Consider the following 14,847-nt stretch of genomic DNA (forward strand, 5'->3'; position numbering starts at 1 on the left):
CTGCTAAGCAACAACCTTTGTCTTATCTGCAAATGCCATCAAATCTGCATCCGTTAGTTCAACCGCTCCACTTGCCTTCTTCATCTCGGCATCGAACAGCTCTGCATTCACAACTTCCAACAACGTCTGCGACCCCAGAACATTGACCTCGCCTGTAACCTTCGCCAACTCCCGCAACTTCTGTGGAATCAGCACCCGGCCCTGTGCGTCCATCTCAGCCATCTGCCCGTAAAAGTTCGTTACATCCTGAAACTTCTTCCGAACCGGATCCATCGGGGACATCTTCGACAGCGACGCCTCGATCTGCTCCCACTCCTTCAGCGGATAAACCTGCGCCCGCTTCCCATCCATGCTCGTTATGTAGAACTGGGGTCCGTACAGCTCATCCACACGGCGCTTGAACTCGGCGGGAAGTTTTAGTCTCCCCTTCTCGTCCACGCGTGTTGGATGATTTCCCCGAAACATAACGACCTCGATACCTTGCCCAACTCAAATTCCGTTCAAAATCACTTCGCAGCGTAGAATTTTGCCTGCGGGGAACCTCGTTTGGTCCACCAAAGTCCAAAATGTTCTACTTCGCTCCACCAGCATCGCCGAGCGTCCCCACCCTGTAAAGAGTTAATTTGTGCAACTTCTGTGTATTTCCCATATCGGGATGTGGAAAACTCAGCCTCTTGGGCAATCTAGAAATACAACCACTACAGGCAGTGTTAGCTACCGTGGTTCATGCCTTCCGAGTCACTTGAAAGCTCTGAAACCATCTGGTAAGCGAAATAAAAGCGAAAGTGCTAGCTCCCGCCTAATAACCTCTTCCGCCGAAGCAGCCAGATCAGGTAAGCCAGCACCGCCAGATTGATCAACAGCAGGCTCAGCCGGAACCAATCCGGGCGACGTACCAGCTCATATAGCTCCCACGGCAAAAACGAGACGGTCAGTACCAGAGTCAGATACTCTGCCCAGACCTTCTCCATCAGCAGCCCAACCCCTTCCGTAAGAGCCAGTGCCGAATAACCGAACGTCGCAACGCTGATCTGTCGTAGCCGATGCGCGTCAATCAGGTCGACCTTGTCGAGCAGCAGTGCGACAAACCGGCTCTCCGGATCGAACTTCAGCTTTACAGCCAGCCGCAATATCTCATCTCCAAGATCTTTATGCAGCAGGTGAAGCGCTCCCGCGCCGATACAGAAGAAAAAAATCGCCTTCGCCAGTTTGAACAGGCCGATCAGCAGCAGGCCACGGTCCCGCTTACCGCTGACGTGACCTTCGCCCTCTTGCGCCTGTACCAACCCGCGACTGATGCTCGATTCGTTTTGCATGAGCTCCGACTTTCAGTTGACGGTGAGTGGGTGGAATTTGTCAACGCCCCGTCCGTTGCAGCTCATCTTTACCGCATCAACATCAATCGCAGAACAATTGTGCTCACGCAATCGGACTCCCCGCGCTCATATTCTTCATCATCTTTTGCGCGCAGCATGGAGATGTACCAGAATCCAGTTCGCGCGAGCGGACGTAGATGCTTATGAGTGCCCCTGCAGGGAACAAGCTTCTAGAAATCGTGAATAACAAAAGGATAACCACAATGAAGAAGACTTTCCTCGCAGCACTTGCAGTGGCCGCTCTGGCCATCACCTCACTGAACGCCCACGCCCAGAAAGATCCAGACGTAGGTGGCGCCGCCATGTACGCCAACAAGACCATCGTCGAGAACGCAGCCAACTCACCCATCCACAAGACCCTCGTCGCTGCCGTCAAAGCTGCCGGCCTGGTCGACACCCTCAACAGCCCTGGCCCCTTCACCGTCTTCGCCCCAACCGATGACGCCTTCGCGAAACTCCCCGCAGGCACCGTCGAAACCCTCGTCAAACCCGAAAACAAAGACACGCTCGTCAAGATCCTCACCTACCATGTCGTCTCCGGCAAGGTCAGTGCAAAAGAGCTCGAGAAGATGATCATGAAGGGCGGCGGCAAGGCCACACTCAAGACCGTACAAGGAGAAGATCTCATCGCAACGACGTCCGGCGGCAAGATCATTTTGACTGATGCCAAGGGCGGTACGGCCACCGTCACCACAGCAGATGTCTTCCAGTCCAACGGTGTCATTCATGTCATCGACACCGTTCTCATGCCCAACTAAAAAGTGTTCCTCCGTGCATTGCCATTGGCGCCTCATCACGAGGCGCCGCTTTTTTCATAACCAAGCAAACGCAACTAAAAATGACTCGGGACTCGTAGTTTTTCGGGCGACCCGTTATAACCAAGCCAGCCTATGCGCCACACCTACCACTCCGAGCATTGGCTTCCCTATTCAGTCGACCTCGTCTTTACCTTCTTCTCCAACCCCGAAAATCTGCCGCGACTCATGCCTCCCTGGCAGAAGGCCCGCATCGAAGAGGCTGCTTTGACAGCTCCAGAACTCCGAGTCGGCTCTCGCATCAAAGGCACCGTTGCAGGCCCAGGATCGCGCATTACCCTCAGCTTCAAACCCTTTCCCTACGCTCCCCTACGCGTTTCGTGGGTAGCCGAAATCACAGAGTTCGTCTGGAACGATCACTTCTGCGACCATCAACTCCGCGGCCCATTCACGTACTGGCACCACTGCCACAGCCTTCGCTCGGAAACTCGCACCCACATCTCCGGAACTCTGCTCCGCGACGAAGTTGAATACGAACTGCCTCTCGGCAAACTAGGCGAGCTAGCGAACCCACTCGTTACAGGACAACTCCGCAACACCTTTGCCTACCGTCATAAGCGCACGGACGAACTGCTTTCTCGCAAGACTCCGTGATAGCGCGTCAAATCAATTCTGTTTCGACACCATCGTCCTAAGACAAAAAGGAGACCGCATCAGCGGCCTCCTTTCACACATCTTTCAGAGCTCTCTCAGGAGTGCTTCGCCAGCACATGGTCCATCATCTTCGCCAGGTAAGGCCGCGCCTTCTCCAGAGCAGCCTCCGCCGTCAAACCATACTTCTCTCGCAGCGACTCAACCTTGCCATGCTCGATAAACGCATCCGGCCAACCCACCCGCACCACCGGCACCTGCAGCTCAAGATCGTTCAGCACCTCCATCACCGCTGAACCGAATCCACCTGCCAGCACATGGTCTTCAAGCGTCACCACCAAACCGCATCGACTACCGAAGTTAGCCACACACTCACGATCAACCGGCTTTGCAAATCGTGGATTGATCACCGCCGCCGAAAAACCTTCTCCGCGCAGCAGCTCCGCGAGACGTTCAGCCTCTGGCAGCATCGCGCCCAGACCGAAGATCGCAACCTCCGCACCGTCGCGAATCACCTCAGCCTTCCCGATCTCAAGCGCCACCGGCTGTTCCTTCACTGCAACCCCAGGCCCAGTGCCGCGAGGGTAACGAATTGCACTTGGCCCTTCATGCAGCATCGCGGTGTACATCATGTCTGCGAGTTCGTCCTCATCCTTCGGCACCATATGAACGAGATTCGGCACGCTCCGCAGATAGCTGATATCGAACAACCCATGATGCGTCGGTCCATCATCGCCACTCAGACCACCGCGATCCATGCAGAACACCACCGGCAGATTCTGCAGACACACATCATGCACAATCTGATCGAACGCACGCTGCAGGAACGTCGAATAGATCGCACAGAATGGCTTATACCCCTTGGTCGCCATGCCAGCGGCAAAGATCACCGCATGCTCCTCAGCAATCCCTACATCAAAATACCGTTTCGGATGATGCGGTCTGAACAGATCGAGAGCAGTCCCATTCGGCATCGCCGCCGTAATCGCCACTACCTTGTCGTTCGCGGTTGCCAGCTTGGTCAACGACTCAGCAAATATCTCTGAGTAGGTCTTCTGCCCTGCAGCCTTTGTCTCTCCAGTCTGCGCGTCATACGGCCCCAGCCCATGAAACTTCTTCTGCTTCTCAATCGCCGGCTGAAAGCCTCTGCCCTTCTGAGTAATCGCATGCAGCACAACCGGCCGATTCTGCTGCTTCAGATACTTGAAAGTCTCAATCAGCAAAGGAAGATTGTGTCCATCGAGCGGTCCGAAGTAGCTCAGCCCAAACTCCTCAAACAACATGCCCGGCCCAATCAAACCCTTCGCGGCCTCTTCTGCCTTACGCACCACATGCCGCGCCGTCTTGCCGCCAAACCGCTCCAACAGATCCGCCGCCTTGTCATGCAGGCTCGAAACCGTCGGATTCGTCACAATCTTGTGGAAGTACTCCGCAATTGCACCGACGTTCTTATCAATCGACCAGGCATTGTCGTTCAACACAACAATCAGGCGCTTCGTCTGCGCAGCAATATTGTTCAACGCTTCAAAAGAGATCCCGTTCGTAAACGCAGCGTCACCCGCCAGCGCAACAATATGTTCCTTTCCACCCGACATATCCCGCGCTACCGCCATCCCCAGCGCAGCGCTCAGCGCCGTTCCAGCGTGCCCCGCGCCGTAGCTGTCATGCTCGCTCTCGGTGCGCAGCATAAACCCATTCAGTCCACCTGGCTGCCGAATCGTATGAAACAGCTTCTCTCGCCCAGTCAGAAGTTTATGCACATAAGCCTGGTGGCTCACATCAAAAACAAAACTATCCGTCGGTGTATCGAACACATAGTGCATCGCCAGAGTCAGTTCGACGACGCCAAGATTTGGCCCGATATGTCCGCCCGTCTTCGAGACTCCGACAATCAGCCGCGCCCGTATCTCCTCTGCCAGTTGCGTCAGCTCAGGAATCGTCAGCTTCTTCACATCGGCGGGAGAGTTGATCGTCTCAAGAATGTTGCTCATCAAAACCTGTTCTGCAGTCTCGCTTACCGAGCGTAGCGTCCTGCGCCAAACGCGTACCACATCCTGAACCCGGCTGAATGAGGTAGCTCTTAAGTATATCAACCCTCAAAGCCATCCATTGTTGCTTATCCAAGCCACACTCGTTAGACGTTCCCACAGACCTTACCAGATCTCTCTAAATCTCTCATCTTCCATTGAATAAAAGCACTAAAGAAAAGACTTTCTCTCATCAAAAAAGCAGATGAAGAGAATTCATCTGAGAAATCAACACATTTTCAACATCTCTAGGACTATCAGACATAGCTCCAGCCGAATTTCTCCTCTGAGGTATCCTTCCCTCACATGGTTCCCGCCGTTTCCACGACAGGCCTCACCCGCCGTTTCGGTGAATTCACCGCCGTTCAAGACGTTAACCTCACCGTCGCCTCGGGTCAGTTCTTCGGTTTCCTGGGCCCCAACGGCGCAGGCAAGTCCACCACTATCAAGATGCTCACCGGCCTCCTCGCCCCCACCTCTGGCTCCATCCAGATCCTCGGCCTCGACGCTATCTCCAACCCCATCGAAGTTAAGCGACAGATCGGCGTCGTCCCGGAAGGCCTTGCACTCTTCGGCCGTCTCACCGCCGCCGAGTACCTCCGCTTCGTAGGCCGCATGTACGGCCTCGACAGCGCAACCACCGCAACCCGCACCACCGAACTCCTCGACTTCATGGGCCTCGCCGGAGAGACCCGCAAGCTCATCACCGACTTCTCCCACGGCATGCAGAAAAAACTCGCCCTCGCCGCCGCCGTCATCCACGGCCCCAGAATCCTATTCCTCGACGAGCCCTTCGAAGGCGTCGACGCCATCGCCTCCGGCACACTCAAAGCCATGCTCCAGGGCATGATCGCCCGCGGCGCCACTATCTTCCTCACCTCACACGTCCTCGAAATCGTCGAGCGCCTCTGCACCCACATCGCCATCATCGACCGCGGCCACCTCATCGCCAACGGATCCCTCGAAGAGCTTCGTGCCGGTGTCCAGGCCCGCAATCCCGCAGACAACGGAAGCATTGCCAACCAAACCCTCACGCTCGAACAGATCTTCCTCAGCATCGTGGGCAGCGACCCAAACGCCGTCCACCCCGAGCAGGAGCTCTCATGGCTGGGCTAACCCCACCCCCGCCTCCACTGCCTACAAACGCAGCTCCCCACGTCCAACCCTGGACCGCCAATCAAAGTCGCGCCCAGTTCACCGCCCTCGCTCAACTCCGCTGGTGCATCTTTCGCAACGCCTTCCGTCGCAAAGGCGGAGCCGGTGAACTCGTTGCCCGCATCATCTTTTTCCCCTTCATCGCAGCCATCGCGATCGGCCCCATCGTCGGCGCTGGCCTGGGCGGCTACTATCTCGTCACATCCGGCAACCTCGCCAAGCTCCCCATCCTCACATGGAGCATCTTCGCCCTCTGGCAGCTCGTCGTCCTCAACATCGCACCACCTAACCTCAGCTTCGACATCAACACCATCATCCGCTTCCCCCTCAACTTTCCCCGTTACCTCATCGCCCGCCTCTTCTTCGGCCTGCTCTCTGCCTCAAACGTCATCGGCACAATCGCCCTCATCGCCGCAGACATTGGCATAGGCATCGCAAAACCGTCGCTACTCCCCTGGTCAACACTCCTCTTCGCAACCTTCGCCCTAGCAAACATCTTCTTCACCCGAATGGTGCTCGCGTGGGTCGACCGCTGGCTCTCCACCCGCCGCGCCCGCGAACTTCTTACTGCCTTCATCCTCTTCGCGTCTCTTGCATTCCAGTACATCAACCTGAACTACAACCCCGGCTTTCAGCAAAGCCGCCACCACGCAAATCATCTCCCATTCCTACTCAAAGTCTTCCATCACATCCAACCAATCGGAGCGCTGCTGCCACCCGGACTAACCGCAACCTCCATCGCCAGCTTTGACCGCGCTGAGTACTTACCCTCCTTCGCGTCGCTCTTCGGCCTCATCGCCTTCGCCTGCCTCTTCCTCACCATCTACGCCTGGCGCATGCACCGCGAGTTCCGAGGAGAGAACCTCAGTGAACTAACCAAACAGCCTCAACCATCTCGCCCAGCATCCATCGCGGGCTCATCAACCCAATCGACACTCGCGCAATCAGCAGCAACGACCAACACCTACGGCCTAAGCCCCACCATCATCGCCTGCCTGCAAAAAGAACTCCTCTACGTCCGCCGCAACACCAATCAACTCTACGGCTTCTTCGCACCCATCTTCATGGTCTTCCTCTTCGCCAGCCGCATCGGCAGCAGCGACCGTTTCGGAGCTTACGTCTTCCCCGCTGCCGTCGCATACTCCATCCTCGGCGTCTCAATCCTCTCCTACAACTGCCTCGGGATGGATGGCCCCGGCATTCAACTCTACTTCCTCACCCCAATCCGCCTACGCACTGTCTTCCTCGCCAAAAACCTCGTAGGCTTCCTTCTCAACCTCATCGAGCTTGTCCTGATCTTCGTCGTCATCAGCTTCGTCAGCCATCCACCCTCCCTCCTGATCACGCTCGCAACCATCTGCTGGCTCGTCTTTGCCACCTTCACCAACGGAGCAGTCGGCAATCTCCGCTCCCTCGCCGCCCCAAAGAAAATCGACCTCTCGAAGATCAATCGCAAACAAACCTCACAGCTCAGTGCACTCATTGCCATGGGTATCGTCATTGCCTGCTTTGGAGTCGGCTACGGCGGCGTACTCCTGACAAGCCACCTCAATCGTCCGTGGCTTTTAGTTCCGATCTTCCTAGCCTTGGCCACCGCCGCATTTGTCTTCTACATCCAGATCCTGAACCGCCTCGACACAATCGCCCTCAGCCACCGCGAAGAGCTCTCCGAAGAACTCTGCAAAACTTAGAGCCGTCTCTCTCCAGCCGTTGTTATTGCCGTTGCTTGCCTTTTTGTTGTCATCCCGTAGGGATCTGCTGTCCCTCGACCCACCCAGGCACTCGTCATCTCGACCAAAGCGACTCACAGTCTCACCGTGAGTCGCAGTCGAGAGCCCCCCGCATTTGTTCTTGCCTCTGTCACCACCTCTTCGCCATCGCAGTCCACGCACAACCGAAGCTGCCGAAACCACCCATATCCGGACATGACAAACCCTCGCCAGCTCTGAGTTACACTGGCTACCTTCGCAGACAAACCCGTACGGACCCACGTCCAATGTATGCAGAGCCTCCACACGACGCAGTTCCACAAAGGGGAAGACAGATGCAGCCTCGCAGCCGTAACACCGCACTCCTGACAGCATTCGCAATAGCCACAACACTTGGCGTACACGCCAGAGCCCAGAACTCCACTGAACAACCTGATAAGTATGTATGGCTCGAAGATGTCTCAGGCGAAAAATCCATGGCCTGGGTCAACGCGGAAAACGAGCGCTCAGCCAAGGTCCTCCAGGCCGATCCGCGCTTCGCGGTGCTCTCCGAAACGGCGCTCAAAGTTCTCGAATCCCCAACCCGTCTCCCCACTCCCAACCTTGTCGTCGGCGAGATCTACAACACCTGGCAAGACGCGCAGCACGTACGCGGCATCCTTCGCAAGACATCGATGGCCAGCTACCTCACCGCGCAACCGGACTGGCACACCGTCATCGACTACGACGCCCTCGCAGCGAAAGATAACGAAAAGTGGGTCCAGAAGGGCCTCCGCTGCCTCTATCCCGGCAATAGCCTCTGCCTCGTCGCCCTCTCTGCCGGAGGCGAAGACGCAGAAACCCTCCGCGAGTTCGATCTGAAGACCGGCAACTTCGTTGAAGGCGGCTTTGTCCTCCCGAAATCGAAACAGGAGGTCACCTGGGTCGACAAGGACACTCTCCTCGTCTCACGCGACTGGGGTCCCGGCACCCTGACGCAGTCCGGCTACCCCTTCGTCGTCAAACTCTGGAAGCGCGGCCAGCCACTCGACCAGGCCAAAGAGGTCTATCGTGGCACCGAAGCCGACGTCAGCGCCGACGCGAGCTCTCTCCACGATAGTAAGGGTCATCACGCCATCCTCTTCACGCGAGGAGTCAACTTCTTCGAGCGCGAGGTTGCACTCGACACCCCCGACGGCCCGAAAAAAATCTCCACCCCAACCAAGTCTGAGATCAACGGCCTGCTCGACGGCCAGATCATTCTCACCCTCAACGAAGACTGGAAGCCGGAAGGCTCATCCACGACCCTTCCCCAGGGCTCGGTCGTCTCGCTTGACCTCGAAGCTGTCCGAAAGGATCAGGTTCATCTCAAGCCCACTATCATCTTCACGCCCACAACCGAGGAGTTCGCGCAAGAAGCCTCCATCACCAAAGATCACCTCCTCCTCACCACGCTTGACCACGTGCAGGGCCGCGCCTACGTCTATACACGCGACGCAAAGAAGGACTGGACGCGCAAGAAGATCGACATCCCCGACAATCTCAGCGTGGAGATTGCAACAACGGACAACTCCAGCAACCAGTTCTTCCTCGAAACCACCGGCTTCCTCACACCGTCCTCGCTCCTCCTCGGCGACGCAGCCACTGCAACTCTCAAACCTGCCAAGACTCTCCCAGCTCAGTTCGACGCCTCGAACCTGATCGTCGAGCAACTGCAGGCCACCTCCAAAGACGGAACCAAGGTCCCTTACTTCGTCGTTCGCCATAAAGACATCAAGTACGACGGCTCCAACCCCACGCTCATGGGCGCCTACGGCGGCTTCCAGGTCTCCGAAACCCCCGTCTACTCCGGCGTCCTCGGCAAGCTCTGGCTCGAGCGCGGCGGCATCTACGTCATGGCCAACATTCGCGGCGGCGGCGAGTTCGGCCCAGCATGGCACGAGGCCGGCCTCAAAACTCATCGCCAGCGCATCTACGACGACTTCGCTTCCGTCGGGCAGGACCTCGTCACCCGCAAAATGACCTCGCCTCGCCGCCTCGGTATCGTCGGCGGCTCCAACGGTGGCCTCCTCATGGGCGTCGAGTTCACACAACACCCCGAGATGTGGAACGCCGTAGTCATTCAGGTCCCTCTACTCGACATGCTCGGCTACGAACACATCGCCGCCGGCGCCTCATGGGTCGGCGAATACGGCACCATCACCAACCCCGACGAGCGCAAGTTCCTCGCCTCCATCTCGCCCTACAACCAGCTCAACCCCGACACCAACTACCCCGAGCCGCTCATCTTCACCACCACGAAAGATGACCGCGTCGGTCCCGTTCACGCTCGTAAGTTCGCCGCCAAACTCGAGGAGTTCCACAAGCCCTTCTACTACGACGAGATCATCGAAGGCGGTCACGCAGCCGGAGCCAATCTCAAGGAGCAAGCCAACACCCGCGCCGAACAATACACCTACCTGACGCGAAAGCTCATGGACTAACCAAGCAACCAACGCCAACCACAAACTGAAGAGTCAGAAGCGCAACAAGCGCTTCTGACTCTTTCCACTTAACGCGGGCACCATCCGAGCATCGTTACTGCACTCCTCTACAACTCCGACAGGGTGGCCCATCCTTCGCAGTCTCATCGCGAAGGGTGGGTTATTCGCGCCACGCGCGAACCGCTCTTCTCCCGATGTCTCATTGGGCGTGGGCCTGTGTGGTTGCGGGGATTACTCCCACCACACTCAACATCCTTCCCGCCACACCCATCTCCCCCCGATGCGAAAAGTACTTCATCGCCCCGCTCTCATCCTGCGCACAAGCGGTACATTCGCCGATCACGGTAATCTGTTCTTCCTTAAGCCCAGCATGCAGCAACTGTCGAAGATTCGCCTCCCAAAGGTCCAGATACCACTTCGCTGAATCCTCCTCATCCCCCACCCGAAAAAGCTCCTCCGCATAACCAAACCGCGCTCCAAACGCCTTGTGCACCTCGTTCCCCACTGCGTAGCAGCAAGCCCCAATGCTCGGCCCCACCGCCGCCTCCAGATCCTCCACTCGCGACCCGTACTCATTCACCATCCTCGCGATCCCCACCTCGACGATTCCTGCCGCAGTCCCTCTCCAGCCCGCATGAAACGCCGCCACCACCTTCTTCTTCCCATCCACCACCAGCACCGGAACGCAATCCGCAGTCCCGACCCCTATCAACACCCCGGCAACATCGGTTATCAGCCCATCGCCTTCCAGCACGGCCTTCCCCTCTGCAGTCTCCAATCTCCCTTGGAGAGCTCCATCCCCATCCCCTACCATCCAAACGGTATCGGAATGAACCTGCCGAAGACCAACCAGCTTCAACCGATCCTCCCCACCGATCGCGTTCACAAACCGCCGTCGATTCTCCGCAACCAAAGCGGCCTCATCGTCCTTCGTCCACCCCAGATTCAGCGACGGTTCCCCATAAACAGTCGAAACCCCTCCGGCTCTCGTACTGAACCCATGCCTCAGCCACCCAAACCGCTGCCACCCCGGAACCCGCACCACTGCGACCTCGTCACCCACGGTAACTCCCTCATTTTGAATGCGCCTGCGCCGTCCACCAACTTTGTTGTATCCTAACGCGGGCCTGTCGATCACAATTCTAGGCCATCACTGGCATCGACCAGTGTCATCCAAACCACTTCGCGGTGCGACTTTGTAACATTCTGATACATACACCGTCTACATCTAGGTACTAATGCCGAGTTTCAAGCATCCAAGAGACGTGTTCCGATTTGCAGTGCGAGGGTCAGCTTTTAACCTCCTTTTCTTTCAACGAAAATTTGCATCCTTCCCCGTGGGTCTGTAATATACCGCGATTGTAGACATGAGAGTGAATGTGCCCAGCGTAAGCCCCCAATTTCTTCGTTCCCGTATCGGCAAAGTATGTGTCGCCATCATCGGCGCAACCCCTGCCGAGATGCTTGAAAAAGCTACCGCCGTCGTCAAAGAGACGCCCTTCCTCGAGTTCCGGCTCGACTACCTCGAAAAGCCCCTTCTCGCACTGCCGAAGCTGAAGCATTTCCTGAGCGAAAACACCGCCGTCACCGCCATCGCGACCTGCCGACGCGCAGCCAACGGTGGCAAGTTTGCCGGCAACCTCGCCGCCGAGATGGAGATCCTCTCCAAAGCCGCAACCTCCGGCTTTCACATCGTCGACCTTGAACTCGAGTCCGCCGAGAGCCTCAAGAAGGGCGAGCTCCAAAAGCTCCGCGACACCGGCGTGGCCCTCATCATCAGCCACCACGACTTCTCCGCAACCAAAGATCTCGACGGCATCTACAAGCGCATCGAGCCCTTCCATCCAGACTTCATCAAAATCGTCCCCACCGCCAAGACTCTTACCGACAACGTCACCCTCATGCGCTTCATCGAACGCATGGACGATCACTCCAACATCGTCGGCATCTGTATGGGCGACGCCGGCATCATCTCGCGCGTCCTCGGCCTGCGCGCCGGCAGCGCCTTTACCTTCGCCGCTGCAACAGCCGGCGAAGAGACTGGCCCTGGCCAGATCGCAGCCCGCACACTCATCGAAACCTACCGCATTGATCAGGTAGACGCCGCCACCAAGGTCTACGGAGTCGCCGGCAACCCCATCCGCAGTTCGCTCTCGCCCATCATGATGAACACCGCCTTCCGCCGCGAGACCGTCAACGCCGTCTACCTCGCGCTCCAGGCCACCAAGCTCTCCGACCTCCTTAAGCTCGTCAACGAGATCCCCATCCAGGGCCTCAGCGTCACCATGCCGCTTAAGCAGGAGATCATGGCGCATCTCGAGAAAACCGACCCCCTCTCGGCCAAGATCGGCGCCTGCAACACGGTTCTTCGCGCGCAGGACGGCAAGCTCTACGGCTTCAACACCGACGTAGCCGGAATCACCGGCCCACTCGAAAAGCGCATGTCGCTCCGTGGCGCCAAAGCCCTTGTCCTCGGTGCCGGAGGCGCCGCCCGTGCTGCGGTCTTCGGTTTGCGCGACAAGGGAGCCGACGTCTTCATCCTCAACCGCACCGCAGAAACGGCCCAAAAGCTCGCCAAGCAGTCCGGCTCGAAGACCATCAAGAAGGACGCACTCGCCAAGACGCCGTTCGACGTCGTAATCAACGCGACTCCCATCGGCATGGCCGGCATCAAGGGCGCACCGCTACTCGAAGCCAAGGACCTCAACACCAAGCTGGTCTTCGATCTGGTCTACAACCCCCTCGAAACTCCACTGCTCCGTCTCGCCCGTCAGCAGAGCATCCCCATCATCACCGGCATAGAGATGTTCGTCCAGCAGGGCGCCCGCCAGTTCGAGATCTGGACCGGAAAACCAGCTCCCGAAGAAGAGATGCTGCGAGTCGTGATCCACTCCCTGCGCCAGCAGGCCGAGTCCGCGACCGAGGCCCCAGCGCCTGCAACCAAAACGAAAAAAGCCTCGTAGCAAGCGGTCATTCACAACAAAGAACCCGGAGCAATCCGGGTTCTTTCGTTTAAACCGTCAGACTGCCCTCACGCGTCATAACACCCCGTCAGCACGGAAAGAGGCGCCTGCAGACTCAGCCGGTCGATCGCATGCTGCACCAGTTCACGCACCTTCGACGGAGTGATATCAAGAAATTTCGCTACCTCCGCCTCCGACGAACGCAAAACCAGCTTCAGCATAAAAGCCAGTCGCGGAAGATCGGGAAGCTCGCCAAGAGTAGCCGGCTCAAACACCTTGCTCTCCTGCCTGCTCTTATACCCCAGCCCCAGTCCGGCGATAGCTTCGGTAATCAGCGTCTCTCGCGCATGGGTATAGGCGAGCTGCGGCGTCGCAGCGTCGAAGGGCATCGTATCCAGCAGGGCCATCGTACGCAAGATCGTCTCCTCAACGAGTTGATTGTCAGCCACCAGGTACCACGCCAGCGTTGCAAACTCATCCAGATGTTCCAAAAACAACAAGTACCACGCGGGATTGGTTCGTGATGTCTTGATCGATGAAGCAAATGAGGTGGTCATATAATTCTCCTGGCCGGTCCGAAGCGAACCGGTTTTGAGGCCGAATTGCGACGGTCTCATCAAGTAACTCTTGTTGACTCAGACTGGTGATGAGCCTTTTCGATCAATCTGTTGCAGGGCAATCCACTGGCTCAATCCAGCATTCCTCAGGCAGCGCGCATCTCTTCTTGCTCGTAGATCACTCTTTCGCTGGTCAAAGCCGGAGTGGTGAAATGCTCGAGAACCACGTTCATCGTCTCCTGCACCCGCGTGTTTGGCCTGTGCAGCCTGCGGGTTCCCTTGGCAACCTGCTGCACCAGTTGATAGCGGTTCGACTCTTGTTCCAGTGCCCTAAAGACCAATTCAGAACGCATCCTGTCATTCCTCCTGATTAAGCTAGCGATAATTCAACTGCTCGATCGCCCTTGCTCATCAGGTGGTGGGCGTTCTAACGTCGTTCAACATTCGCCTCAAAGGCAGCAAGTTGCAAAGTACTTCGACTTCTTGCCGCCTTGTTATGGCATATGATCCACTAAGTTCGATTAAAGTTTCGTCGTCCGTCGTATCACTTTTACAGTTGCTATGTTTCGACAATATTCGGGAGAAATGTCGAATCTGACGGTGACAATAGCACCTGCATCTTCGCGTTCACAATTACATCTTCCTATTAGTCAGGGCCGCCACGGGGCCGAGCGACAGGTCAATGAAACTTCGCAAATAAAATACAAAAGCCGCCCTCTGCAAGGCGGCTTCTTTAGTTTTATTGGATGGAAAGCTTAGCTGCTCTTTCCTTCGGCGGAAGCAATCTTCTCCTCGGCCTCGCGTGTGATGGCATTGGCCTCGTCATACTTCTCGCCATCGTCGCCGGCCTCATGCCAGAGCTTGTCGCCCTCCTGAAGCTCCTTCTGGGCCTCCGCGCGGTCGATCTCATTCGGATGCATCGCAGTCTCCGCCAGGATCGTCACCCGCTCCGGCAGCACTTCCACAAATCCCCAGGCTACAAAAAACTTCTGCTCGCCCGAGCTGCCGCCATGCAACCGCACCTCGCCCGCACCAAGCTCCGCGAGCAGCGGCGCAGCACCATACAGCGCCTCCAGATAGCCCGACATCGACGGCAACTCCACCGCCTCCGCCGTCGCATCCAGCAGAACGCGATCCGGCGTAACCAGCCGAACCGCTAACAACCCCGAATTGCTTGTCGTCTCTGCCATGG

General features: G+C 57.3%; 13 protein-coding genes. 6 read left to right on the forward strand and 7 right to left on the reverse strand.

The genetic code is table 11. From position 1 onward, the window contains the following. Positions 1 to 3 precede the first annotated feature (3 nt). Together RBB82_RS04175 and RBB82_RS04180 are read right to left on the reverse strand one after the other, a co-directional pair. Entirely contained in the window at positions 4 to 465 is a 462-nt protein-coding gene (locus RBB82_RS04175) for a division/cell wall cluster transcriptional repressor MraZ (RefSeq protein WP_433973861.1), read from the reverse strand. A gap of 323 nt (positions 466 to 788) precedes the next feature. After that, complete coding sequence (locus RBB82_RS04180) at positions 789 to 1,316, reverse strand: DUF2127 domain-containing protein (RefSeq protein WP_433973862.1); 528 nt, start codon at positions 1,314 to 1,316, stop codon at positions 789 to 791. Positions 1,317 to 1,579: 263 nt separating this feature from the next. On the opposite strand from RBB82_RS04180, the gene RBB82_RS04185 reads away from it, so the two are divergent. Beyond that, positions 1,580 to 2,134, forward strand: coding sequence for a fasciclin domain-containing protein (locus RBB82_RS04185; RefSeq protein ID WP_433973863.1), 555 nt, complete (start codon positions 1,580 to 1,582; stop codon positions 2,132 to 2,134). A 132-nt stretch (positions 2,135 to 2,266) separates the two neighbouring features. Then, positions 2,267 to 2,785, forward strand: a complete 519-nt coding sequence (locus tag RBB82_RS04190; RefSeq protein ID WP_433973864.1) for an SRPBCC family protein — start codon at positions 2,267 to 2,269, stop codon at positions 2,783 to 2,785. 95 nt (positions 2,786 to 2,880) lie between these two features. Here the strand turns inward: RBB82_RS04190 and dxs are convergent, their stop codons facing one another. Next, the gene (dxs, locus tag RBB82_RS04195) at positions 2,881 to 4,773 is read right to left on the reverse strand and encodes a 1-deoxy-D-xylulose-5-phosphate synthase (RefSeq protein ID WP_433973865.1); all 1,893 of its coding nucleotides are present in this window, start codon (positions 4,771 to 4,773) and stop codon (positions 2,881 to 2,883) included. Positions 4,774 to 5,115: 342 nt separating this feature from the next. Between dxs and RBB82_RS04200 the strand changes: the two genes are divergently transcribed. From RBB82_RS04200 to RBB82_RS04210, 3 genes are all read left to right on the forward strand, one after another. Further along, positions 5,116 to 5,925, forward strand: a complete 810-nt coding sequence (locus tag RBB82_RS04200; RefSeq protein ID WP_433973866.1) for an ABC transporter ATP-binding protein — start codon at positions 5,116 to 5,118, stop codon at positions 5,923 to 5,925. Continuing rightward, a complete protein-coding gene (locus RBB82_RS04205) occupies positions 5,913 to 7,655 on the forward strand; it encodes a hypothetical protein (RefSeq protein WP_433973867.1) in 1,743 nt (580 codons plus the stop codon). Before RBB82_RS04200 ends, RBB82_RS04205 begins: the two co-directional genes overlap by 13 nt. Before the next feature lie 353 nt (positions 7,656 to 8,008). Next, complete coding sequence (locus RBB82_RS04210) at positions 8,009 to 10,135, forward strand: prolyl oligopeptidase family serine peptidase (protein WP_433973868.1); 2,127 nt, start codon at positions 8,009 to 8,011, stop codon at positions 10,133 to 10,135. Positions 10,136 to 10,334: 199 nt separating this feature from the next. Here the strand turns inward: RBB82_RS04210 and pgeF are convergent, their stop codons facing one another. Then, the gene (gene pgeF / locus RBB82_RS04215; RefSeq protein WP_433973869.1) at positions 10,335 to 11,198 is read right to left on the reverse strand and encodes a peptidoglycan editing factor PgeF; all 864 of its coding nucleotides are present in this window, start codon (positions 11,196 to 11,198) and stop codon (positions 10,335 to 10,337) included. 316 nt (positions 11,199 to 11,514) lie between these two features. On the opposite strand from pgeF, the gene aroE reads away from it, so the two are divergent. Beyond that, a complete protein-coding gene (gene aroE / locus RBB82_RS04220; protein ID WP_433973870.1) occupies positions 11,515 to 13,098 on the forward strand; it encodes a shikimate dehydrogenase in 1,584 nt (527 codons plus the stop codon). 68 nt (positions 13,099 to 13,166) lie between these two features. Here aroE and RBB82_RS04225 read toward each other — a convergent pair whose 3' ends face one another. From RBB82_RS04225 to atpC, 3 genes are all read right to left on the reverse strand, one after another. Further along, entirely contained in the window at positions 13,167 to 13,655 is a 489-nt protein-coding gene (locus RBB82_RS04225; RefSeq protein ID WP_433973871.1) for a hypothetical protein, read from the reverse strand. Positions 13,656 to 13,801: 146 nt separating this feature from the next. Beyond that, positions 13,802 to 14,008 (reverse strand): hypothetical protein, encoded by a 207-nt coding sequence (locus RBB82_RS04230; protein ID WP_433973872.1) that lies wholly within the window; start codon positions 14,006 to 14,008, stop codon positions 13,802 to 13,804. A gap of 402 nt (positions 14,009 to 14,410) precedes the next feature. Beyond that, positions 14,411 to 14,845: an ATP synthase F1 subunit epsilon gene (gene atpC, locus RBB82_RS04235; protein ID WP_433973873.1), complete on the reverse strand. Its 435-nt coding sequence runs from the start codon at positions 14,843 to 14,845 to the stop codon at positions 14,411 to 14,413. Positions 14,846 to 14,847: the final 2 nt, after the last annotated feature.

Origin of the sequence: Tunturiibacter lichenicola (genome assembly GCF_051013355.1) — a bacterium.
Classification (GTDB): Bacteria; Acidobacteriota; Terriglobia; order Terriglobales; family Acidobacteriaceae; genus Edaphobacter; species Edaphobacter lichenicola_F.